Source organism: Nostoc foliaceum FACHB-393 (assembly GCF_014698505.1).
GTDB lineage: Bacteria > Cyanobacteriota > Cyanobacteriia > Cyanobacteriales > Nostocaceae > Nostoc > Nostoc foliaceum_A.
Map to the genome: position 1 here is coordinate 1 of NZ_JACJTD010000083.1, position 22666 is coordinate 22666.

The following is a 22666-nucleotide window of genomic DNA, read 5'->3' on the forward strand; positions in this document are numbered from 1 at the left end:
ATTGACGAGGAAGAAAGTCTAATGCAAGAAATACTTCAGCAGTGAGAACGTTTTCAAATCCTCGTCCACCATCTCGATATTCTTTAATCGTACTACCAACCCACGATAGTTCCTGTAAAAGCCGCCCCATAACCCTAGAATTGCTAGTAAAATTCATTGCACCCACATCCCATCAATAGCCTCATGGCTTTGCATTTTAGGGTTCCCAAGCAGTAACATTCTCTAACAGGGGTTTGGTTTTTTTACAAAATAAGTAAGTACAAGCTAATTTTTTAATAAATATCTAATACGTACAATTCATTACCAGACAAATAGCTTTGAATTTTTTTAGAAATAGGTTGCTTAAGACTATCAAAGATTAAAAGATTATTCACTTCAAGCTCAAAATATTGGTACAAGTAGGTTAAGCTATCTATTGAACTACTTGAAAATTTTGTAGTAAAAAGTGTTACTTTTCATTAATCTACTATATTTTTAAAATTTACATCCATAGGCATTCAATCAAATCTTTCCTGTGCAAATCGACCAGTGAAAGATATCATTTCTTCGCCTGTATCCTTTTTATAAATCCATACTCCATCCAAAGAGTCATCAACATCTTCATACTTATCAACTATCCGAAAGTATGGTTGAATTTGTTTCCATTGATGAGCAGAGTATCTCAGTTTTTCTCTCCACTCTGATTCAGGTTTTCCGCCAATAATTTCTTCAGGTTTTGGTTTTCCATAGTTGAGGTCGAGTTGTTTACGACGCTTGGCTTCTCCCATGTATCTAAATCCTTTAAACCAGATAGATTTCGATGATTATTCTGCAACTCACATGATACTGTATGTCAATGCCATGCAAAAATTAATTCTTTTAGGTCAAAAATTTCAATTCATATTCAAATTCAGCAACGCTGATATTTGAATTACGTGAATACCGCAACTTAGTGCTTGAGTTTTTTTGTAGTTATCATGCATCTTGTAATTTCGAGGCTCGAAGCCCAGTGTAGCTAAATCCCAAATAAAATTTTACTCGTTTATTATTATCTTTATCCTGTGTATAGCCTTCTCTACTGGGAACAAAAAAAGCTTCAAGACCACAGGCTAGCTGTATTGTTCCTGCTTTACGACCTTTAAAACTGGTGATACGTCCTGAGACTAATGACAATTTGGAAACATCTCTGTAAAACTCTGTATTTTTATCTTTATCACCTAATTCTTTATGGGCAATTAACTTTTTAATTCCATTTTCATGTTCATTACCATACCATTCAAAACTAAAATTACGATTCCGTAAATTTTCAGATTTTTCAAGACTTTTACGTATAAGCTCTTGGGCACTCTTAACAGCTAAAGTAGAACCATTCAATGCTTTTATTACGTATAAAATATATAAATAGTAAGTTGCATCAAGAGCGCCAGTATTTCCTCTCCAATAAGTTAATTTTTCAATCGCAGTGTCAATATTCGCCCTTGAATAACGACGTGTTGCTTGGAACCATAAACGTATATTTTTGTCGCTTTCAGGTTCTTGAAGAAGATTTTGCTCTAATAATTGAATAACTCTATCAATTTCTTTTGGTTTTAATTCGTTCCAAGAATTTGAACGTCTAGCAATATAAGCTCTAACCAACTGACGACGAATAGGAGGATGATATATATTCCTATCATCTAAAAGGCTATTCCAACGCTGAATAACTTGATTATAATCACCGTATAAATTAGCCAAATTTCCTTGGCACTGTATTACAAATTTGTCAGATTTTTCGCCTTCTCCTAATCGACGTACATTTTCTAGAAGGTCTTCTGCTAAGTCTAAAAGTTCAAGATACCATCCAGATGAATCACTAGCTATAAATTCTTCTATATTAGCTTTGTTAGATACACTATATCCAAACTCAATAACCCGAATTAGCATTTGAATATGTGAAATGTAACCCGGTTCGTTATTTTGATCAATTTCTCTAGTCTGGCTAAACTGTTTACCAGCATCAATCACTAATTTTTCAATTTCTTCAATTTTTTCTGGATGGCAACTATTTTTATTATTACACTCATCCATCAATTCATATAATTTTGAACGCAGACACATTCCCTTCATATGGTAGAGAACGTGGTCGCTTGGGGATAAATTAATGGCTTTTTCTACAGCCTCTAATGCTTCTTTATATTGCTTTAAAGCAATACTGTAAAAGCGAGCAAGATGGCCCCAAAAGTGAGCCTCATCAGGAAAATTTTCTACTAAACACTTCAGAACTTCCAATCTCCCTTCAGCGCTAGGAATATTTTCAATCAAGTCAGAAAACTTTTTATTATTAAATTCATTTTTATATGCATTTTGATTAATCATCCAACTCCTCCTTACCCATAACTTCTTGATTATTCTTAATAACAAATAACCGAGTTAACAACTCTAGTATTTCATTACTTTGAATGCGGCTATTTTTAGCACATATCTCTATAAATTTTATAGACCATTCGGATAACTTTTGTGTCCAATTACGTCTTTCTTTAAAACCGCTAGATAGAACTTGCTCTAGAATTTCGACAGCAATCAATTCGTGAAGTGGACGCCAATAAACATCATTTTCACATAATAATAAATCTAATAATGTTTTTGGAATAAGTTTTTCCAGTCTAATTACTTTATTTCTACTAAATTTAGAATTATCTTTTTCCAATAGCGGAACAAAAATTTGAGACGATAATGATTTTTGTGAATAATGATATACAATTGCAAGGTATACTATAATTTCTTGTTGACTATCTAGTGCTTTCTCAAGTCGCCGCTTTACATATGTAGGTAAACTGAGAAAATTTTCACCATAAGTAACTAATCCAAGATAGAAAGGTGTTTTTTGATTTGATGTTCCCTGCAACATAATTTTTTCTAATTCTGAACGCTTTTCAGGAACTTTGGCAGCATATAATTCTAAAAATCTTCTGCATTCATTTTCATTTAAAGTAGAATTTAGAAAAAATCTCCGTTGAAATTGAGAAGTCGAAGGCTTATAAATATTTCTTTGTACAATTAGAAAAACTACTGGTAATGAGTCGCTTTTCACCGATGTATAGAGTCTATCAATTTTATCTAAATCGCCAATATCAGAAGCTTCGACAACTACTAAGATTGATTGTTCTGTCAGATCATATATTTTACGAATACGCATATAAGTTTTTTCTATTGCATCAAGTCGATTGATGGCTCCTCTACTACGAATCCTTTTTAACAAAAATGTTGGATAAGTTTCGTGTAAATCCCAAGCTACACGTCTAGCAATTGTTGTACCTCCTGCTCCAGGTTCATGATAAAAATTAATACGATAGGCATTCCTCGATTTCAAATCAGTTTGTACTTGTTTAATAATACTTTTTGTAATCTCTCTCGTTGCGTCAAGATGAAGGTCTAAATCAAACCAAGATACTGTCATCCCACGATAAAATTCATAATTATTTGTTTGATTTTCATCTTGTTGTTTAGCAGCATTCAAATGAACTATCTCAAAATCCTCTTGAATCAACCGTAAATCGTCTATCGGCAATGAGACTGAAGCTCCATGCAGTGATGGTAGCCATACTTGCTCGCTATCTTTACTTGACTTAGGCTGGGATAAATTTTTACGTAAACCTTCAAGAATTTGAGGCAGAGTAATATCTATAACATCTGCCTGGAAAGATTCACCAAAAGATTTTATTACAGCGGCAATGGAAGATGAATCTTCTATTGCAAAAATATAATTGGCTGCATCTTCAAACGCATTGTCAATTGCCTCACATAAAGTTCGTATGTAATCTGGTTCATCCCAGAGAATTACGATCGTAGCTGGGCGATTTGCAGAGGCTTCATAAAACTCGATTAACGATTGTCTTAAATAATTTGAATATTTTCTATTCCAGTCACGCCAACTACTACCTACCAATGTTTTATCTAAATCAGATAATCCTTGTGCTGCAAACCAATAGGTAGCTAATTCAGGCACAAATACTTGCTTATCTCCTAGTTTAAATAAGTGTGTAGCCCTTCGTTCTTTAAGTTCGTTTGCTACTGCTGCATATAAACCATCAAATTCAGTGTTAGGATTAAAATCAATAACTAAAGACCAATTTATTCGAGCTAAAAGAGCTAACTGCTCATTGGATAAATTTAATTCTGGTCTGGATATAAGTATAAATAGTCTTCCCTTATCATCAAAGTTGTGGCAAGCTGAGTAAAACTCATTCCAAGGTGGGTTTTCTATCTCATTAAACCATCTATAGATTCTTTCTTCTTCATCTGCTGAAGCAGGCTCATTGCTTGAACCACGACGATGATACAATACATTAGCTTCTAGCTTTTTCCCTCCATAATTTTTTACTGGACGAAATAGTTTAATTCCTTTGATAATAAAAATTTCTATAATTCCAAATTTGTTGCTTTGCTCATCTGTATAGATATAAGAAAGAAATTTTGGCTTAGGATTAACCTTATCTTTTACTAAACTTTGAAAATAATTATCATCAAGTAGTTCTGTAATACCGTACTGATAAGCCAAATCTGTATTTCCATGTTTATATTTTATTCTTGTGCCATCTTTATCTTCAATGCCCATTACAATATAGGCGCTACCCTCCCTAATTGTATTGGCCATACTTATAATATCTTTAATGCAACTTGCTTTATTTTCTTGAGTATCTAGACAATACTGTCCTCTTTTAAAATCAATTACAAATCCCTCGGGTTTTAACAAAAGTTTTTCAAAATCAGAGTGATTCACAATTGATGCTTCAGACATTTAAACCCCCAAGTTTACTGGCAAACATTCATTACACACAACGGATAAAACGCAATAAAAAAGTAATTATTTATACTGATTTTTTTCATTTAAAGCCAAATTATGCTGACAAATTGAATTGAAAAAACTCCTACAATTAAACTCTTTGATGTATACTATAACACACATAATACCCGTGGTAGTGTTCGCCTTGTATATCTGCCATTGAAGTGATCGCGCTCTCGTGTGATCATGTCCACCAAGCATGATTAATTTCTCTAGGGTTTTCTAAATACAGCGTGCGACTAGCATTGGAAGCAAAATGTACGCTAACGACTAAGAATGAAGAGGCTGTAGACCTGCCAAGGATATCCCTAAGCAGCCGTGCCGCAGTTTGGTTTAGTGATTCATCACCCTCTGCCTTCTGCCCTTTTAGTGCTGACACTTCGGCTAAATGATGCCGAAATGAGATTACTTTACTAGCCGCCCCCACAACCTGCATAGGGAAGGATTGATATCAATTCTGATATCAATGCCCCACAAAGAGCGATGGCGTAACCGCCCATCTACGGTGGCGAGATCGCTTCACCACAGCGGACGGGACTCTCCTGATTTCGCTTAGGGCAAAACCGCAATTTCCAGATTCATACAGCATTATTACTTAGTCAAATCGTCAGCCCTTACACTTTCATCTAATTTAATTTCTCTTCATCACCCGGAAAAATTGTCAATCAACTGACAATAACTCCCCAACCTCCTCCCCCAGCCTTACTGCAAGATAGTGCGACAATAGAGGTTTTCGCACCACTTAGCGCAAAAAACACACCTCTTCAACTAAGATGGGAAGCAGGGGGGCAGAGGAGCAGAGGAGCAGAGGAGCAGGGGAGATGGAAAGAGAAGCAATTAAGAATCACAAGGATTTGAAGGTCTATCAAACGGCGTTTGATGCCGCGATGAAAATATTTGAGGTATCTAAAAAGTTTCCTGTTGAGGAGCGTTACTCGCTCACTGACCAAATTCGTCGGTCGTCGCGTTCTATTTGTGCTAATTTAGCCGAGGCTTGGCGTCAGCGCAGATATGAAGGAGCATTTGTAGCAAAATTGAATGATTGCGTTCGCGGAGCGTGTCGTAGACAAGCTGAAGCGGCTGAAACCCAGACGTGGATAGAGTTTGCTGTTAAATGTAATTATTTAGAGATTAATACAGGTCGAGAACTGTATGGAATTTACAACCAAGTTCTAGGAAGCAAGCGTAAACATGATTAACAACCCAACCCCCTGGCTAATGAAGAAAAATTAGGCATCTTCTCTCCCCTGCTCCCCTGCTCCCCTGCCCCTCTGCCCCCCTGCTTAAAACGATGACATCGATCCACCCCGAAAACATTACTGTTCTAGAAAACTCGCTGGCGTTAGCGATCGGGGAAGATTTCTCCTTAGAGAATGATCCTGATGTAATTCAGCAGCTGATTGGGGATAAGCGATCGCCCAACACCAAGCGCGAATACCAAAAAGACTTGAAAGATTTTTTCAATTTCGTTGTCAAGAAAGAACCCAGCCGGGATTTGGTTCTAGAGTTTCTTCACCTGGAACAACGTCATGCTGTCGCTGTGGTTCTCAAGTACAAGGCGCACCTGATTAAGAAAAAGCTGGCTGAAGCTACGGTGAATCGTCGCCTTAGTGCTATCAAGTCAATGGTTGAGATGGGGCGACGGCTGGGAGTCTGCAATTTCTCCCTGGATGATGTCAAAGGTGAGAAGGTCGAAACCTACCGGGACACAATGGGCATTCCAGCCGAAGACTATGCTTTAGTTATAGCGTTGGTTGACCGCAGTACCCTTAAGGGCAAGCGCGATTATGCCATTATGCGGTTACTTTGGGATAATGGCTTGCGTCGTCAGGAGATAGTCAATTTGAATGTGCTTGACTTCAACGCCAAGGAAAAAACTCTCTTTATCCTGGGTAAAGGCAAGGGTAGCCAGAAGGAAGTTCTTGACCTATCGGACAGAACCACCGACGCAATCGCCAGTTGGATAAAAGCAAGTAAGAAGAAACGTAGCAATGAACCGCTTTTCACCGTGCTGGCATACCACAAGAATGGATCGAGATTAACCGGGGAGGCAATCAGGCGACTGGTGGATGGGCTTTGCAAGCAAGCTGGAATTACTAAGAAGATGTCACCCCATCGCATCCGCCACAGTGCGATTACTACAGTATTGGATCTGAATAATGGTAACTACCGCGCTACCCAGCGCTTTAGCAGACACGCTCAGGTGCAGACGGTGTTGAAATATGATGATAACCGCCAGCGTTTACAAAAGCAGATGAGCGACTCGATATCAGAATTGATTTAGAAAAGACCTAAAGATGAGGTTGAAAGTATGGTGTTAACTTCAGATTAATTACCTTTTCTTGCCCTTAGATTTCTTGCCTAAATTCTGTGAATCAAATCCTTTTGTGTTGGTCTTCGGTTTTTCTTTAGAGGATTTGGAGCTAGACACAGTTTCCTGTGCTTCTCTTTCTGAGCCGGTGAACAGACTGCCTAATTGCTGAAGAAAAGAGTTGTTTGGTTCTTCTCTTAGGATTTGCTGGTTATAAGCTTTTTGAAAGGCTGCTATCCCTTCTTCGCTCGTCATGTCAAACCCGGCTTGCATCCCACTCGTAATAAAACTTTTTGCCATACCCCCTTTCGCTGGATCAAACATCCAGTCTGTGAACTTGCCTTCGATTTTGGCAAGGTAGGTTGCGATTGCCCCGGCACTACGAAAGTTATACTCCCGCTTCAAGAAGTTCCAAAAGGCGACCAGTTCTGAAATGGCATCCTCTGCTTCTGATCGGTGCATCAGCGTGAGCTTGCGCGGAAGAATATGTTCCATAACGATTTGTGCGTCTGCCTTAGTCATCTTGGGCAGGGTGAATCCTTCGTAGATGTAGGACATTTCTGTGAAAGTGGCAATCCATCCACCGAACTCAGGGTGTTCTTGGGCATAAGCTTCTCCTTCAGGAGACTTGGCGAACTGCTCGACTACACCATCTATGTAGTCGGCAAGAAGGGGTTCAGCTTCGTCGTAGTCGAGATTATTGAGTTGATTGATGTCAAATGGCATGGTTTTGCTCCTTGAGGTTGAGCAGACATACGCTCAATTTAGCAACAAAGGGACAAGGCTGATACATACTGTTCGCGTGGATTTATCTCTTAAACGGAATGCTAGGATACCGTTGTGCTACATAGATGTTTTAATACACTTAGTACCTGTTCTCATGGGAGCATCTCGTTCAATGTTCTTTAAACTAAGTCCTATATGAATCATGAAGAAGACAATTCCCCTTGGGGGCAAAAGGGAGCTACTCTGAGCGATAAAACAGCCCAAAAAGAATTTAACCTTGATCTAGCAGAAATTCTTGAGGCTATCAAATCAGGAAAATTGCAATATCGGCACAATACTTTATATGGAAATCCCTGCTTCAAACTCTTAAGGAATGAGGTAGAAGATTTTATCATTGAAAAATATGGGTCGGATTATTTAAAAACTCAAAAGTGCAAAGCTGAATTATCAAAAATCAATACAGAAATCCGAAGTTTGAACCGAAAAATCTCGGAATTAGAAAAAAGAAAAGAAGAACTTTTAGCAACCATTAATTCTTGACTGTGGACAGAGCGCTAGCTGCGCTCGCCGTAGGCATCGCGCAGATCCGCAAAATCTGCATCATCAAAAGTAATATTCTCCTGCTGCATCCTTTCTCTAAATTGTAAAGTCATATCCCAAAAGCCCTCAGACCTTGTTTGTTCTTCCTCTTTTTCTGCTACATCCTCAAGGATAGATGTGATTTCTTCTTCCAAAGTCCGGTGATGACTCTGAGCCAGACGTTTTAGTTTTTCTATAACAATAGGATTAAGCTGTTTCAAGATAACTTGAGTCATATTCATCTCCTTAAAAATAAGTTTGGCATTTTTATTAGTTCATACCGCAACTTCCCAGTCTTCATACTGCAACCCTTCCACACGGCTAAACTCTCCCACATTATGAGTTACCAACACCAAATTATTAGCAAGGGCAATTGAAGCAATTTGTAAATCATAAACTCCAATTGGTGTTCCTTTTTTATTCAATTCAGAACGAATATAACCACAAATATCTGCCGATTGACCATCGAAAGGTAAGCTAACAAATTCATCAAAAAATATCTTTAATGTTGCCAAATTTTTGTCTCTATTAGAACTTTTATAAGCTCCGTAATAAAGCTCAAATTTTACAATATCACACAGAAAAATATCATCTGGTGGCAGTGAATTTAAGCGATAAAAAACTGGATTATTACTGGAATTAAGATACCGAATACAGGCATTAGTATCTAACAAATAACTCATAATAGCGGCTCTCGTTCCTGTGCTTCTGGCTGAGGCTCTCTAACTAACAATTCCCCCTGCCAACCACCACAAGTCTGCTCAAAAAAACCAGGCGACCAGTCCCTACTTTTAGATGTAATTATCGGTGTATTTTCCGTTACATCCTCAAGGATTGATGTGATTTCTTCTTCCAAAGTCCGCTGATGACTCTGAGCCAGACGTTTTAGTTTTTCTATAACAATGGGATTAAGCTGTTTCAAAATAACTTGAGTCATATTCATCTCCTTAAAAATCAACTAACTCATCACTAACGATAAATCCCACCTTTAACAATTGCTGTTTAATCTCCTCATCTAACAATTGCCCCTCTCGCATTTGCTCACCTAATGCCATTGTAAGCTCACTCATTTTCTCCTCAAAGCTCACCCCATCCTCCACTTCATCAGGAATACCTACATATCGCCCTGGTGTCAACACCAAATTATCGTTTTCGTTCATTACCAGTCAATCACAAACTTTTGGAAATGAACTAAAAACAAGGGTTTCAGCCCTCCCTCGTGAACAAGGAGTATTTACAAGTGGTAAAAGAGCGATCGCTGTCATCACTTAAGAGCGCCATCGTTATTTCGTGATTTAGCGAAAGAACGAAATAACGATTAGCCATGATTATCTGTCCAGTATTTAAAAATCCGTTGCAATAGCTCGACTTGGGTACAACCGTAGGTAGCAGCCGCAATCTTAAAATCCTTTTTAAACTCGGCAGGCACTTTAAAATTTAAGTTGGAAATTTCCCCTGGATCGGGCTTCTCCAAGTTATCTTTTGTTTCCTTAATGCTAGGGGGTTCACCTTTGCTTGGTTTGCGAGGTGGTGGAGGTGGTTTAGTTGACATAATTAGGACTCTTGCTCACTCAATAGATCAATAATTCCTTGGGCTACTTGTTCTGCCCGTTGCTTCAAAGTAGGAAACGTGACCTCAGAAACAGCACGACCGTTATCACTTGCCTGACGGTAAGCAGTCTTTTCTGGAATTGAGCCAACCACTGTGACATATCCAGCTTTATGAATATATGATCGGGCATCCTCAATTTCATTCTCCCGATCGCCGACTCGACATAAAACAAAAACAATTTTATCCGTAGGAATTTTGGCGTTGACCAATTCATGCGCCAACAGTACAGACGGTTTGAGGTCATCCAGTGATAAGCCTGTGGGCAGGACAAGTAAATCACTTGCACGGGCAATTTCCAGTGTCCCTTGCATAGAATGCGGTGGCCCGTCCATAACCATGAGGTCATAAACCGAGGCGTGTTTCAGAGCTTGAGCAACAGTGCGGAATGGTTCAACAGCAATCTCCGGCTGGATACCATTGACTGAGCGGCGTTGTTTCCAATCCGTACTCGTACCTTGAGAAATATCCAGGTCAGCAATTTTTACATCCCAGCCAGCAGCAGCATATTCACGAGCAATAAGCCGAGCAAGGGTGCTTTTACCTACCCCCCCTTTTTGAGAAATGACACCCACCAATACGGTCATCAAATTTCGTCCTTTCGCCCTATAGCGAATTAGTTATATCGTGTTTTCGCTTAATCGTACAGAGAAATTTCGTTTAAGCAAGAAATTTGGTTTTAGCGAAATAGCGAAATAACGAAAACACAATTTCGTTATTTCGCTAATACACGTTTAAATAAGAATGATAATCATTTTGGCAGGAAAGGCAGCAATTCTCATTATGATAATTGCTGCTAATTAACCTAACAAGTTTGCATAAGTCCATTCATATCCACTGTTAAATCATCAGAACAAGAATAATCAGGAACTGAATAATGAAAATATGTATTGATCCAGGTCACGGTGGAACAGATCCCGGCGCTATCGGTAAAGAGCCATTTGTCTTAAATGAAAAAGATGTTACTTTGTCCATTTCCTTATTCTTGAAAACAGAACTCGAAGACAAAGGACATACAGTGGTTCTCACAAGAGATAAAGATGTGGCTGTATCTTTAGCCGATAGAGCAAAAATCGCCAATCAGAATAATGCAGATATTTTTATTAGTATTCACTGTAATTCATTCAAAAACAATGATGCAGAGGGGATTGAAACATGGATATTCCCTGGCTCAACTGCGGGCAGAAAACTTGCCGAGCCTGTACAAAAAAGTTTAACTAATACTTTTTCAACTCATAAAGATAGAGGAATTAGAGAAGATAGTTTTCAGGTATTAAGAGAAACAAATATGCCAGCTATTCTAGTTGAATGTGAGTTCATTAGTAATCCCACTCAACTAAAATTCTTGTCAGAGAAGGAGAATCAAGAAAAAATTGCAAAAGCTATTACATCTAGTATCGGGGATAAATGAGCATCCATTCCGAAAGTTATGCTAAGGCTGAAAACCTTGCTAGGTAAGCATTGTATTGATGATTTCATGTGGTTCAATCTAGACAATATTCATTCAATTGCTCGACATAATTCAATATAGAATCTAAAGTTCTAGTACAAATAAACATCTTAACCAGCTAACCACAGTAAGATACAGCACTTCCGGTAGCTATGAGGTACATCCTAAAAGCTGAAAGCGATGATAGGAGAGGGGCAAGGAGAAAACTATATTGCATAATAGCCGGAAGCGCTGTATTCCACATAATTAGTCATTCGTGGAATACAGGGCTAAAACTACTTCAACAAGAGCCAATACCTTATGGCTTTTGTTGAAATTTGCTCGTCAGCCCTGATCATCAAAACCTTGAGGCAATTGAGTAGAACAATATAAACTTTTGTTACACAATGCGTAATTTTCACAAATCAACCTGAGTCACTAATTGACAGTAGCGTTTTTAACTTAGAGGAAAAGTCATGAATGGAAAGATTGATCCTAATCTTACTGAGGCAAAACAATCTTCTCTACAAGAAGAGATAACAGAACCTAATAATAGTGGAACAAATGATACTACCCTTATTGAGTCAGAAAATGACCTCATGCAGGAAGACGGAGCAATATTAATTGCTGATGGAACGATAAAGCCTCCGCCTCCTCCACCAGAGATTATGTCTTCTCCACCAGAGATTATGTCTGAAGTAATTGTGTAGTTTTGGGCATTGCTTTTGCTGATCATCAAGACGCAACTATTACTTACTTTCCAAGTCTTGGCAAACGCATCTAAAGTATAATAATTCTTTAATAGCAAGGGTTGGGGCGTTTTATCATTTCGGCTATTTTTTCATCAAAATCCTAATCCAGCAATGTTTTCATAAATTCTGTGCGTTTGCCCTGCTTTCTACGACCTCAAGATTTCATGTTCCGGTTGACTCGTAATCTTGGTTCTACCGCTTCTTTTATGCTAGAGCCACTAAGCTTATTATCAAATAATGCACATGGAAATCATGTAAGTCTTTCCCTATAAGCTTTTAAAGCTGTCAAGCAACAAGTTAATAGTATTAAGTTCGATAAAAGAGCCAATGGAGCCGTAATTTTTTCGTAATTTGTTTATGAAACAACGCTTTTATATGTTGTGGAGTGCTTGCGGTATCTCCCTGTGTTTAGTAACTGCAACCACTACCGTCCAGGCTCAATCTATCCAGATAGATGGAACTACCCCAACCACACTAGACACATGTACTGGAACTTGCAATATTGGTGGTGGGCTTCAACGTGGCAGCAATCTTTTTCACAGTTTTTCTCAATTTAATGTGGATGCAGGAGCAACAGTTCTATTCGTTGATCCGGGAGTCAAGAACATTCTGACTCGGGTAACAGGGAATGAACGCTCCAATATTCTTGGGACATTAGGCGTATCAGGAGGTAACGCTAACCTGTTTTTGATAAATCCTAATGGGATTATGTTTGGAGAGAATGCCAAGCTGCAAGTTGGGGGGTCATTTGTAGGGACTACAGCTAATGCTATTCAATTTGGCAATCAGGGCTTTTTTAGGGCTTCTGCTTCTGAGGTTCCATTATTGACAGTCAATCCTTCAGCCTTGTTCTATCAAAGTGCTAACGGGCTAATCGAGAACAGATCAATTGCATCATCGGGAGTAGATTCAACAGGCTCAAATGTTCTTGGGCTTAAGGTTCCTGATGGACAGAGTTTGCTACTTGTTGGTGGGGAGGTAAACTTAAACGGAGGAAGATTAAACGCTTTTGGCGGTCGAGTGGAATTGGGAGGATTGGCTGAACCAGGAGTAATAGGGTTAGATATTGATAACAACAATTTCCGCTTAAGTTTTCCTGAAAATACCGCATTAGCAGATGTATTTCTGACCAATGGAGCTAGAGTTGATGTCACTGCTAATGGTGGCGGTAGTATCACGGTCAATGCAGGAAATATAGGCATTTCAGGAAATACAACTAGGCTTTTTAGCGGGATAAATCCAGGGGAAATTGGCGGTCAATCTGGAGATATTACGCTCAATGCTACCAAAGCAGTGACAGTCACCAACAATAGTAGAATCCTCAACAGAGTGCGACCTGGAGCACAGGGCAATAGTGGCAACATCAATATTAAGGCTGGATCGCTGTTTTTAAGCAACGGTGGTCAAGCGCAAGCTGTGACTTTTGGTGAAGGAAATGCTGGGAACGTAAACATTGATGTCCCTAATGGCACTGTTACAATTGTTGGTGACAATTCTCGTCTAGACAGCAGTGTGGGAGAAACAGGAATAGGTAACGGTGGCAACATCAAAATCACGGCTAGGGAACTTTCTATAAGGGATGGGGGTTTTGTGAATACCGGAACCTTTGGACGGGGAAATGCCGGAAACATATTAGTGCAGGTTTCGGATCTTGTCTCTCTCGAATCATTCACACAGAGTGGAATTTTTAGCATTGTGTCAGACGGAGCAGTAGGTAATGGTGGTGAGATTGACATCACCACTCAAGCGCTCTCCTTAAGTGGCGGGTCTCAAATAGCTGCTTCTGTTCTCAGTCAAAGGGCAGAAAACCTTGGAGGGCAGGGCAATGGGGGAAATATCACAGTCAATGCATCTGATTCTGTGACTATTTCAGGCAGTAGTCCTGAAACAGGTTTTTCTAGTGGCTTATTTACAGCTACCGAGACAGGTGCCGAAGGTCTAGCAGGCAATATTAACGTTAATACGAGGCATTTTCGTATAACAGATGGTGGTATTGTGAATAGTCAAACTCTTAATCAGAGTAATGCAGGTAGCATTACTATTGACGCAACTACCTTTGAAGCCATTAATGGTGGACAAGTTATCACTATTGCTAGCAGTTCTGGGAAAGCAGGCAATATTACTGTTAACGCTACTGACAGCATTACACTTTCTGGAAGTGACCCCACCTTCGCTCAACGAAGCATTAACCCCATTTTTCAGGAAGAGAAGAGAGTTCAAAATGAAGGAGCTGCTAGTGGGCTGTTTGCTAGTACCCGAACCAACTCTACAGGTTCAGGAGGGAACATAGCGATCGCCACTCAAAAATTGATTGTCCAAAATGAAGCTCAAGTAAGCGTTAGTAGCAAGGGAAAAGGAGATGCAGGCAATCTTGATGTAAATACACATAACATCAGTTTGGACAACCAAGGGAAACTCACATCTGAAACCGCATCAGGTGAGGGTGGAGATATTACACTACAAGTGCGGGACTTATTACTCATGCGCCGCAACAGTCAAATATCCACTGATGCCGGGAGTGATGGAGATGGTGGTAATATCACCATCAATGCACCGTCGGGCTTCATTGTTGCCCCTCCCTTCGGAAATAGCGATATCACCGCCAATGCCAACTTTGGCTCTGGTGGTGAGATTGACATCACCACTAAAAACATCTTTGGATTCGTGCCACGCACAGGTGCAGACATAGAAAGGCTTGATCCAACAGGCGAAAAAAACCCGAATAATTTGCGAACAAATGACATCACGGCGTTTTCTCGGCAGAACCCTTCATTAGATGGCACAGTACAAATCAACTCACCAGATGCTGACCCCAGTAAAGGATTAGTGGAATTGCCTGTAAATCTGGTTGATGCTTCGCAGCAAATTGTTGCTGATTGTAATTCTGGTGGAAAAACAGGAAGGAGTTCGTTTATTGCTACTGGGCGTGGAGGAGTAGTAGCCGATCCTACGGAGCCATTGATAGCTGATGATGCAGTGGTAGTAGATTGGATCACGCTCTCTCCAGAGACGAAGAATCGTGCTGACGGTATTCAAAAAAGAGCGGTTATTCACAAACAGCGAAACACAGAAGAAAAATTACAGGAGGTTAATTCTGTCAATCAACCTACTCAAATTGTGGAAGCCCAAGGTTGGGTAATCGATGCCAATGGTAACGTGGTTTTGGTTGCTAAAGTACCGACTGCAACGCCCCATAACTCCTCGCTCACCCCTACATCTTGCGCTGCTAATTAGAATTTGAGATATTGTTGGTAGTTCGCCACTAAATTTTATTGTCACTTCGCTTTTGACTTCCATAGCTTACCCTTGGCTCATCATCAATTTCATTTTTTCGTTCCTGATTTTATCTTGGATTAGGTTGACCACAAGATGCGCGATCGCTTGACTATCGTAGTTGATCACTTTCAAAGTAAACGTTGAGCATTCTCCTTGAAACAGAATCAAGACTCAACATTAAATCTACAAAAATTTACCCCGTTTTTGACCCCTTATTAAGAATTATTCCGAAAAGGCGAAAACGCCTATACCGTAATGCTTTCAGCTTTTGTAAATAAATCTTGTGAAAGATTACAATTGTGCTTTGATTTGGCTGTTTTGTGCATGACACCGAAAATCGCCCAAATTCTCGATTTTCACCAATTCTTACCAATTCTTACCAATTAAACTCAATATATCCCAATTCTACAGAACGCAAATTCAAATTCATCCCTGATTTTTTTACCTCTTCAACATCTTCCAGTCACCAAATTCTCATTAGCTCAATAATTCCCAATAAATCCCAAAAGTCACCCGATTTATCCCCATATTTGCCAACGAGTTTTAAACACGCTAATTAGCGCATAAACTTTGTAATCCATCTTTTTTTGACGCACAGTACGCCATATTTGGCGGAAAGTTTTTGACAGCCAAAACCGAAAAAGAAAAAAATAGCCCTCAAAAAAGACTACCAACAAACTACATAAGCACGACAATAGCCGCCTAACAGTTAACAGCTACAACTGCGGCGGCTATTGTTCAGATATTGTTCGCTCAATCTCCTCCAAAAATCGCATCTAATTCTTGAGACGAAGCCTGACCTTGAACTATTGAAGCAGGTCTGATTGAATCAGTCGCTTCCCCCTCAAGCTCAGGCTCGGATAAAACATTACTCTTGTAGCTTGGGGCATTGACCGCAACTACAGGTGCAGGCAAAGCAGGCTGTGACAAGACAAACTGTGGTTGTTCCACACCCAGAGCAAAACGCATATAACTGCCGTGTTTATTCAACGAGTCCTGCGCTGACCAGCAAGCAAAACGGATCTGCTCTGGCGTAAAGGAACCGCTCGAATACCGCGCCACTGGCAAGAAAGCAGCCACTAAGATATCAGCCACCTTACGCTGTGCCTCATCCTTGGGCAACGAGTTCAAGTAATCAACAACTTCCGCTAAAACATCACCCTCATAAGGCTGAAGCCGCATAGTTAGAGACAAGCGTTTTTTAGATATGGGATTCATCTAGCCGCCTACCTAGTTATTGTTAGCAATGTTTTTACTAGAGAAAACGCTCAGTTTGAGATTGAAACATCAAAATCAACTAAACAGCTGATCCATTAAATCAACTGATTCTTCACCAGCAATCAAACTTGAATGATGAGTTTGTGCTTGCTCAACAGTTGATGGCGTTAGTGTTGATAGATTCGCACTATCCCCAGTGCCGTCCTTTTGAGCGATTGCCACTGACACTGCACTCTGTGCTGGAGCCGCATTTAATGGCACAGACACACAGCTATAAACACTCGCCTCTAGCCCCAACTCTAGCGCCATAATGCCAAAATGACTTTCTGCCATTCGCCGTGAAATTAAATATGAATTTGTCAATTGCTGCTTTTCGCAACCCCCCAACTTATACTGAGCGCGTGGCAGAAAATACATCACCAACATTTCTTCTAGCAATCTCTTAGCAACAGTTACCTCCAAAGAATTGAGGTAATCAGCCACCACAGCTAAAGGCGTATTTTCCATCGGTTGAAAGCGAGGCAGTGACAGACTCTTACGCAGTTTTTTCGCTCTTGTCACTTTTTACAACCTCTTTAGTTTTATCCAATAGCTGATCCATCATGCCAAAGCAATCGATTAATCGAAACGCTAACCCCCTGTTTGGCCCAAAACCAATTTTAAAAGTGCGCTCAATTTGCTGATTTATCTCCGACAACCACACCAACTGAGCATAAGGCCCTATTTCTTGTTGGGAATAATTCGTTTTCTGTCTGTAGGTTGGTGCGCGTTCACCCCGAAATAGCTTTTTTTCATTAGTTCCACAAGGTACACAGTTGAAATAATGCTCTAGCTCCGGTTCGATGAAAGCCGCCGCACCGCCACCGATAATTATTTGTTTTGGCCATGTTGGTAGATTTTTCTCCAACCACTTTTTCAAGCGCAGCCAATAAGCATTCGTCGCCGCCACAAGAGCCACGACAATATCTTCCAGTTCGCGCTGCCGTAAAGACTCATCCCGCGCCGTGGCTAACAGTTGAATTGCCTTCAATTTGCGCCAATTGGGATGTTTTGTGTTCACATGTGGCGGCTCATATTCATATATTTCATTTTTCGCCTCATACAAAGCCTCAAATATCGCCTGTGCCAGTTGGTCACGTCCAATCCCTGACACTCGTGAGCAGACATCATCTAATAAAGAACTAAACCCCAGCATTGGGCTATCGGCACTCTTGCGTATCCCCTTATCAAAACAAAGTAATGTTGTGTTGCGATGACCCAACATTAAAATAGCGACTTGATTTTGTTGAAACCAACTCACTCCTTTGGTTTTGGTATATATGCCTAATAGTCCCGCCCCTTCTGGACGGCACAAAAAATTCTCACTTAGCGTTATGTCCCAAGCCTGACCACGAAATTTAAAGGCTTTCAACATCTGTTGTAATTGCGAAAAGAAACGTTTGTGATCGTTATATTCATTCCAAGGCAGCAAAAATGCCAAATCTAATATGATTTTTGGCGACTCGGCGTTTCGCTTTTTGATCGCGACATTATGTTTTTGTAGAATTACACCCACCGCCGCCAGTACCTTATATAAGGCATTTTCGTATTTGCGCTCATGAATCCGATCCACCGCCGCAAATTCAAGAGCAAATTCACCCACAATAAAGATGCTGTCCTGCCATTCTAAGTAGGCTTGGTGTTCTGGCAGAGGCATACCGTTCCACACCTGATTGTCCTGATAACGTTGAAAATCAGCCTTCGTTATCTGTTCCACTTCAGGAGACATGACTATTAACTGTGGCTCCTTCCAACCATTAGACTTATAAATAATTTTTGTGCCAGAGCCACCGACATCTATAGATACAGCAAGATTAATATGTGAGGCCATTTTTATGCTGATATTTGAGGGCTAACTGCACTCTAGCGTAAGCAGCGAAATATTGCCCATGAGTCTGTATAAAGTTTGCACAACTTAACGGCGTTTTCTGTGCATAAGCTGTGCAATTAGTTAAAAGAAACGAGATTTTCTGCCCAATTACCAGACAGTAAAATTGTGCATAGGCTGTGCAACAAGCTGTAGATATAAGTGCGGCACTAAGAGCAGTAAAATAGCCGCGCTTGCGCTTGTAGCTACATTTGAACTGCGGCAGTAGCCACAAGCGCAGTGACAGCACAGAGACTATGACTGTGCGGTTGGGGACAATGGCGGAGGAATTTCGCGCTGGTTTGCTATGATTTAGGTGTACCCACTACACCTTTTTGCCCTGACGGGTGGCTTGCGCCATTTCTCCCTGACGGTCGAAACAAAAAGGTTCCGTGGGGTCTGCGACGCAATTGCACTCAATCACTCAAAAAGTGGCATGGCTTACGCTATTGCAAGGATTAAAAAGCTCAAGCGCAGTAACTTGGCAGGCAGTGAAGCGCACACCGCACGTCAGCGAGAAACGCCCAACGCTGATTCAGATAAACAAAATATCAGATTCATTGGCACTAACAACCCAACTGTGACATTAGACCAGTTGGTGATGGAAAAAATAGGGGAGCAGAAACGGAAGATTCGCCCCGATGCGGTTTACTGCACTGAGATTTTGTTGACTGCCAGCCCCGAATATTTCCGTCCCAACTGCCCAACACAAGCGGGTTACTATGATCCGGATAAAGTTGACTCCTGGCTGGCTGCTTCACAACAATGGTTAGATTCGCGGTACGGCTCACGCATTGTCAGGGCAGAATTACACTTGGATGAAGCGACACCCCATATTCACGCTTACTTTGTCCCCCTCGATGAGAAAGGGCAACTGAGGGCCAAGCACTTTTTTGACGGTCGCTATCTGATGAGGCAGTTTCAAGATTCCTACTCCGAGGCTACAGAACATCTGGGGTTAGAGCGTGGCATTAAGGGCAGTAGGGCGCAACACCAGGACATTAAGGACTTTTACAGCGTTGTTAATTCTGGCATAGAACCAGATACCAGCCTCACCCAGTTGCAATTGCAAGCCAAAGCTGCCGACCGGGACAGAGCGCAAGCCAAAAAACAACAGATGGAAGCTACAGCTAAAGCTTTGGCGCTTGAAAATGAACTCAAAGATAAGCGTATCAAGGAATTAGAGGCACAAGTAGCTTTTTGGCAGCAGCAAACTCAACAACTACGCGACTTGGCTTTAGAGGATGTCGCTTGGGAACTGGGGCTAAATTACGAGCGTGAGCGGTGGCGGGGTCACGGACACATCATTAATATAGATGGGCCCAAGTTCTATGACTTTGCTCCCGAACACTCCAAAGGCTCTGGCGGTGCGATTGATTTGGTAATGCACGTTAATCAGTGCAATTTTCGGCAGGCGGTTGTCTGGTTAGATGAGCGATTTGGGTCAGCCTCGGTAGAACGTGCGGCGATCGCTCACGTTAAGAACAGGGCAAGTGACATTATCCAGACTGAACCCCGTCCCCAATTCACCCCGCCCGTTGAAGATAAAGCTAACTGGTCTGCCGTTGAACGTTACCTCACCCAACAACGCGGCATCCCCTCTGATTGTGTGCAAATGCTTCAAAACCTGGGACTTGTTTACGCTGATCAGCAACAAAATGCTGTTTTTGTCATGCGGAATCTTGATGGTCAACGTAACGGTGCATTCTTACGGGGAACTAGGGGCGAGAACAACAGTTTTAAGGGGTACTCTAAAGGAACACTTCGCAGTGATAGCTGGTTTTACTTCAGTTTGGGGGGCAAGGCTACCGATAAAACCTCAACAGCGATTCTGTGCAAGTCCCCCATCGATGCTATCTCAAGAGCCATGCTGGAATATCTGATCAGGGGCGATGTCCCACCCGAACGAACAGTCTATATGGCTATTGATGACATTAAGAGCTTACCACTTGAGCGATTGCAGAAAGTTCCTAATATAGTGGTGGCGTTTGGTAACGATAAAAGCTCTGATGCGGCAGCACAGCGTGTATTAGAACTAATGCCACAGTCCCAAATCAAAAAATCTAAAGCCAGTGATTGGAATCAGCTGCTAAAAGATTATGGGCAGCAGTTAAGGCAACAGCAGCAGCAACAGCAGGATGATGAATTGAGTCTTTAATAGAAATAACAAAAGTAGTCAATGCCATTCGTTTCAGGCTGTATATTCGCCAATGACCTCAATAGTACCCACTATGTTTTCGTTCAATTGTTCTAGTTCCTCGGCTGGAATCCACCATTCTGTATGATATGAAGCTCCAACTTGATGAACTTCATATTTATCCATAAATTCTTTTTTGACTTGAAAGCGCGTCACATAACCCACGCCACTGTCTCGAACATTCCATTTAGTAGCAATTTCTTTTGCATATTGCTCGTTCGTCACTGGGTAAAAAATCGGTTGTTCTGGCAGTCGCGGCGGCCATTTCTTGTAGCCGCTTTGTTTCACTAGCTCCAACTCATTGGGCCCTGTTGGGCGGTACAGAGTTACTGTCTCTTCCATTTAGTCAGTTTTGTAATATTTATGTAGTATTATAAGAGTTTTAAAATTTGATTTGCATTACACGTTCTAGCCCTAACGTGTAGCGCAACTATATATTGATGTGATGATGTTTTAACTCAACTTGCTCCCTAATTGCATGAGAGTCTCTATAGCTTTACCTAGATTTCAACAATTACGCTGAAATTCTAACGTTTTTGTTTTGTATTTATTATCATTAGCAAACTACACATGAAGCCATGCTTTATCTTTCTAGCTTAAACCTTAGCAAGCGGTCGTATTCGTCTTTGATTACCCCATAACACTCGCAGGAGGTCTCTTCTAGGCTCTGCGGAGCAATGATTTTGATTTTCTTTCTGCTGCATTGGATGAGACCTTTCTCTTGAAGACGCTGGGCTGTCTCGGTAACACCAGAACGGCGCACGCCCAGCATATTGGAGAGGAACTCATGCGACAGGAACAGTTCATCCGAGGCAAGACGGTCACTCGATTCGAGCAGCCATCGGGCCATGCGTTGTTCTATAGTATGAAGGCGGTTACATGCAACGTTTTGGGAGATTTGCGCCATATAAGCCTGCGTGTATTTCAGCATCACGTCGCGCAGCGATTTATTGGTATCGAACTCCGAAAGCAGCAAATCTGCTTTCATTTTCATCGCTTTGCCCGGAACCTGGACGATGTACTCAGTCTGCGTCGTCTCCCGACCGCCCATGAAGGCGTTGATCCCTACCATCTCGCGGCTGCCGACCACTCCGGCTTCAACCGTCATGCCATCCATCATTGTGATTGTTACCGAGATCAGGCAGGTGAGAGGGAAGTAGACCTCGTTGATGGTTTCGTTGGGGCGGTTAAGTATCGAGCCGGATGAAAGCTCGACCTGCTCCATGTTGTTTTTGAGATGCTCGTATACATCAGGCGACAAAGCAGCAAGCAGAAGGTTTTTAGTATTAGGCAAGTGTGACACAGTGCAGTGTGGTTGTGTACTACCAATGTTTTTAGCATTACTAATGCTCACGTTAAGCAAGTTACAATTCAACGAATATTAAAGCTGTGTAACAGCTAAAACTATTATCTTAGCTACCTAACATAATAGCTAAAGCTATTAATCGTGTGCGAGTAGCATTAGCCTTGCTGCCTCTATTATGGACAGTCTACACCCCTAAGATTCCTATTCCTCCGTCAACAGGCACGCCACTGCACAGTTATTAGGAACAGTTATCAATTACTAAATACATCCATCTTGGCCCAATGTCTGATTTGGGGTAATGGCTAATTAAAACTTTGATTAATAGGGTTTTCAGCAATAACGAAAATTTTGCAGGCTTAATTATTTCTTACTTCTTACAAGCAGCGCCTGTGTAGCTGCTTGTCTGCGAAGCGTGTCATATAGGCTGACCTGACTTTTCACGGGATGTGGGAAGGGGAGTTTGGTTCGCGAATGTCATTCGCGAACCAAACTCCCATAAAAATGATCTTTATATTTGCTGGTATTGTCGTCATAGATGCGAGTGACATGGTTGCAA

22 protein-coding genes and 1 pseudogene are annotated in these 22666 nt (G+C 41.0%); 7 read left to right on the plus strand and 16 right to left on the minus strand.

Annotated features, from left to right (window positions below):
• Positions 1–497: 497 nt before the first annotated feature.
• The 4 genes from H6G92_RS34045 to H6G92_RS34060 form a co-directional block, all read right to left on the minus strand.
• Positions 498–767 carry a hypothetical protein gene (locus H6G92_RS34045; RefSeq protein WP_190900713.1) on the minus strand — a complete coding sequence of 90 codons (270 nt, stop codon included), beginning with the start codon at positions 765–767 and terminating at the stop codon, positions 498–500.
• A gap of 187 nt (positions 768–954) precedes the next feature.
• Positions 955–2334: a tetratricopeptide repeat protein gene (locus tag H6G92_RS34050; RefSeq protein ID WP_190900714.1), complete on the minus strand. Its 1380-nt coding sequence runs from the start codon at positions 2332–2334 to the stop codon at positions 955–957.
• Entirely contained in the window at positions 2327–4756 is a 2430-nt protein-coding gene (locus H6G92_RS34055) for an RNA-binding domain-containing protein (RefSeq protein WP_190900716.1), read from the minus strand. Before H6G92_RS34055 ends, H6G92_RS34050 begins: the two co-directional genes overlap by 8 nt.
• 229 nt (positions 4757–4985) lie before the next feature.
• Positions 4986–5180, minus strand: coding sequence for a hypothetical protein (locus H6G92_RS34060; protein WP_206758850.1), 195 nt, complete (start codon positions 5178–5180; stop codon positions 4986–4988).
• Between the two features lie 442 nt (positions 5181–5622).
• Between H6G92_RS34060 and H6G92_RS34065 the strand changes: the two are divergent.
• Together H6G92_RS34065 and H6G92_RS34070 are read left to right on the plus strand one after the other, a co-directional pair.
• A pseudogene (locus tag H6G92_RS34065) lies at positions 5623–6034 on the plus strand (four helix bundle protein).
• 58 nt (positions 6035–6092) lie between these two features.
• Positions 6093–7085, plus strand: a complete 993-nt coding sequence (locus tag H6G92_RS34070) for a tyrosine-type recombinase/integrase (protein ID WP_190900721.1) — start codon at positions 6093–6095, stop codon at positions 7083–7085.
• A gap of 48 nt (positions 7086–7133) precedes the next feature.
• Here H6G92_RS34070 and H6G92_RS34075 read toward each other — a convergent pair whose 3' ends face one another.
• Positions 7134–7838, minus strand: coding sequence for a hypothetical protein (locus H6G92_RS34075; protein ID WP_190900723.1), 705 nt, complete (start codon positions 7836–7838; stop codon positions 7134–7136).
• Positions 7839–8033: 195 nt separating this feature from the next.
• Between H6G92_RS34075 and H6G92_RS34080 the strand changes: the two genes are divergently transcribed.
• Entirely contained in the window at positions 8034–8378 is a 345-nt protein-coding gene (locus H6G92_RS34080; RefSeq protein ID WP_190900725.1) for a hypothetical protein, read from the plus strand.
• A gap of 14 nt (positions 8379–8392) precedes the next feature.
• Here the strand turns inward: H6G92_RS34080 and H6G92_RS34085 are convergent, their stop codons facing one another.
• The 6 genes from H6G92_RS34085 to H6G92_RS34110 form a co-directional block, all read right to left on the minus strand.
• A complete protein-coding gene (locus H6G92_RS34085; RefSeq protein WP_199345092.1) occupies positions 8393–8653 on the minus strand; it encodes a hypothetical protein in 261 nt (86 codons plus the stop codon).
• Between the two features lie 39 nt (positions 8654–8692).
• Positions 8693–9100, minus strand: a complete 408-nt coding sequence (locus tag H6G92_RS34090; protein ID WP_190900727.1) for a type II toxin-antitoxin system VapC family toxin — start codon at positions 9098–9100, stop codon at positions 8693–8695.
• The gene (locus tag H6G92_RS34095) at positions 9097–9354 is read right to left on the minus strand and encodes a hypothetical protein (protein ID WP_179076101.1); all 258 of its coding nucleotides are present in this window, start codon (positions 9352–9354) and stop codon (positions 9097–9099) included. The genes H6G92_RS34090 and H6G92_RS34095 overlap by 4 nt, the downstream gene beginning before the upstream one ends.
• Positions 9355–9364: 10 nt before the next feature.
• Positions 9365–9577, minus strand: a complete 213-nt coding sequence (locus tag H6G92_RS34100) for a hypothetical protein (RefSeq protein WP_242059428.1) — start codon at positions 9575–9577, stop codon at positions 9365–9367.
• A gap of 158 nt (positions 9578–9735) precedes the next feature.
• Positions 9736–9969 carry a hypothetical protein gene (locus H6G92_RS34105; RefSeq protein WP_104910315.1) on the minus strand — a complete coding sequence of 78 codons (234 nt, stop codon included), beginning with the start codon at positions 9967–9969 and terminating at the stop codon, positions 9736–9738.
• 2 nt (positions 9970–9971) lie between these two features.
• Positions 9972–10613 carry a ParA family protein gene (locus H6G92_RS34110; protein ID WP_190900729.1) on the minus strand — a complete coding sequence of 214 codons (642 nt, stop codon included), beginning with the start codon at positions 10611–10613 and terminating at the stop codon, positions 9972–9974.
• A 290-nt stretch (positions 10614–10903) separates the two neighbouring features.
• On the opposite strand from H6G92_RS34110, the gene H6G92_RS34115 reads away from it, so the two are divergent.
• The 3 genes from H6G92_RS34115 (at position 10904) to H6G92_RS34125 (ending at position 15441) form a co-directional block, all read left to right on the plus strand.
• Positions 10904–11437, plus strand: coding sequence for an N-acetylmuramoyl-L-alanine amidase family protein (locus H6G92_RS34115; RefSeq protein ID WP_190900731.1), 534 nt, complete (start codon positions 10904–10906; stop codon positions 11435–11437).
• A gap of 494 nt (positions 11438–11931) precedes the next feature.
• On the plus strand, positions 11932–12165 hold the full coding sequence (locus H6G92_RS34120; protein WP_190900734.1) for a hypothetical protein: 234 nt from the start codon (positions 11932–11934) through the stop codon (positions 12163–12165).
• A gap of 399 nt (positions 12166–12564) precedes the next feature.
• Positions 12565–15441 (plus strand): two-partner secretion domain-containing protein, encoded by a 2877-nt coding sequence (locus H6G92_RS34125; protein WP_190900736.1) that lies wholly within the window; start codon positions 12565–12567, stop codon positions 15439–15441.
• Between the two features lie 795 nt (positions 15442–16236).
• Here H6G92_RS34125 and H6G92_RS34130 read toward each other — a convergent pair.
• From H6G92_RS34130 to H6G92_RS34140, 3 genes are all read right to left on the minus strand, one after another.
• Positions 16237–16701, minus strand: a complete 465-nt coding sequence (locus tag H6G92_RS34130) for a hypothetical protein (protein WP_190900738.1) — start codon at positions 16699–16701, stop codon at positions 16237–16239.
• Positions 16702–16776: 75 nt separating this feature from the next.
• Positions 16777–17262, minus strand: coding sequence for a hypothetical protein (locus H6G92_RS34135; protein ID WP_190900740.1), 486 nt, complete (start codon positions 17260–17262; stop codon positions 16777–16779).
• Positions 17237–18571 carry a ParM/StbA family protein gene (locus tag H6G92_RS34140; RefSeq protein ID WP_190900741.1) on the minus strand — a complete coding sequence of 445 codons (1335 nt, stop codon included), beginning with the start codon at positions 18569–18571 and terminating at the stop codon, positions 17237–17239. The genes H6G92_RS34135 and H6G92_RS34140 overlap by 26 nt, the downstream gene beginning before the upstream one ends.
• Before the next feature lie 472 nt (positions 18572–19043).
• Between H6G92_RS34140 and mobV the strand changes: the two genes are divergently transcribed.
• Complete coding sequence (gene mobV / locus H6G92_RS34145) at positions 19044–20765, plus strand: MobV family relaxase (protein WP_190900743.1); 1722 nt, start codon at positions 19044–19046, stop codon at positions 20763–20765.
• 33 nt (positions 20766–20798) lie between these two features.
• On the opposite strand, the gene H6G92_RS34150 is transcribed toward mobV, so the two are convergent.
• Entirely contained in the window at positions 20799–21146 is a 348-nt protein-coding gene (locus tag H6G92_RS34150; RefSeq protein WP_190900745.1) for a hypothetical protein, read from the minus strand.
• Between the two features lie 241 nt (positions 21147–21387).
• On the minus strand, positions 21388–22098 hold the full coding sequence (locus H6G92_RS34155; RefSeq protein ID WP_242059429.1) for a Crp/Fnr family transcriptional regulator: 711 nt from the start codon (positions 22096–22098) through the stop codon (positions 21388–21390).
• Positions 22099–22666: the final 568 nt, after the last annotated feature.

What these genes read in the sequence shown, in the direction of transcription:
- H6G92_RS34100 (WP_242059428.1), bottom strand. Translation starts at nt 9,577, where the DNA reads ATGAACGAAAACGATAATTTGGTGTTGACACCAGGGCGATATGTAGGT.
- H6G92_RS34105 (WP_104910315.1), bottom strand. Translation starts at nt 9,969, where the DNA reads ATGTCAACTAAACCACCTCCACCACCTCGCAAACCAAGCAAAGGTGAA.
- H6G92_RS34140 (WP_190900741.1), bottom strand. Translation starts at nt 18,571, where the DNA reads ATGGCCTCACATATTAATCTTGCTGTATCTATAGATGTCGGTGGCTCT.
- H6G92_RS34095 (WP_179076101.1), bottom strand. Translation starts at nt 9,354, where the DNA reads ATGACTCAAGTTATTTTGAAACAGCTTAATCCCATTGTTATAGAAAAA.
- H6G92_RS34125 (WP_190900736.1), top strand. Translation starts at nt 12,565, where the DNA reads ATGAAACAACGCTTTTATATGTTGTGGAGTGCTTGCGGTATCTCCCTG.
- H6G92_RS34050 (WP_190900714.1), bottom strand. Translation starts at nt 2,334, where the DNA reads ATGATTAATCAAAATGCATATAAAAATGAATTTAATAATAAAAAGTTT.
- H6G92_RS34110 (WP_190900729.1), bottom strand. Translation starts at nt 10,613, where the DNA reads ATGACCGTATTGGTGGGTGTCATTTCTCAAAAAGGGGGGGTAGGTAAA.
- H6G92_RS34150 (WP_190900745.1), bottom strand. Translation starts at nt 21,146, where the DNA reads ATGGAAGAGACAGTAACTCTGTACCGCCCAACAGGGCCCAATGAGTTG.
- H6G92_RS34115 (WP_190900731.1), top strand. Translation starts at nt 10,904, where the DNA reads ATGAAAATATGTATTGATCCAGGTCACGGTGGAACAGATCCCGGCGCT.
- H6G92_RS34075 (WP_190900723.1), bottom strand. Translation starts at nt 7,838, where the DNA reads ATGCCATTTGACATCAATCAACTCAATAATCTCGACTACGACGAAGCT.
- H6G92_RS34120 (WP_190900734.1), top strand. Translation starts at nt 11,932, where the DNA reads ATGAATGGAAAGATTGATCCTAATCTTACTGAGGCAAAACAATCTTCT.
- H6G92_RS34085 (WP_199345092.1), bottom strand. Translation starts at nt 8,653, where the DNA reads ATGACTCAAGTTATCTTGAAACAGCTTAATCCTATTGTTATAGAAAAA.
- H6G92_RS34090 (WP_190900727.1), bottom strand. Translation starts at nt 9,100, where the DNA reads ATGAGTTATTTGTTAGATACTAATGCCTGTATTCGGTATCTTAATTCC.
- H6G92_RS34045 (WP_190900713.1), bottom strand. Translation starts at nt 767, where the DNA reads ATGGGAGAAGCCAAGCGTCGTAAACAACTCGACCTCAACTATGGAAAA.
- H6G92_RS34070 (WP_190900721.1), top strand. Translation starts at nt 6,093, where the DNA reads ATGACATCGATCCACCCCGAAAACATTACTGTTCTAGAAAACTCGCTG.
- H6G92_RS34080 (WP_190900725.1), top strand. Translation starts at nt 8,034, where the DNA reads ATGAATCATGAAGAAGACAATTCCCCTTGGGGGCAAAAGGGAGCTACT.
- H6G92_RS34130 (WP_190900738.1), bottom strand. Translation starts at nt 16,701, where the DNA reads ATGAATCCCATATCTAAAAAACGCTTGTCTCTAACTATGCGGCTTCAG.
- H6G92_RS34055 (WP_190900716.1), bottom strand. Translation starts at nt 4,756, where the DNA reads ATGTCTGAAGCATCAATTGTGAATCACTCTGATTTTGAAAAACTTTTG.
- mobV (WP_190900743.1), top strand. Translation starts at nt 19,044, where the DNA reads ATGGCTTACGCTATTGCAAGGATTAAAAAGCTCAAGCGCAGTAACTTG.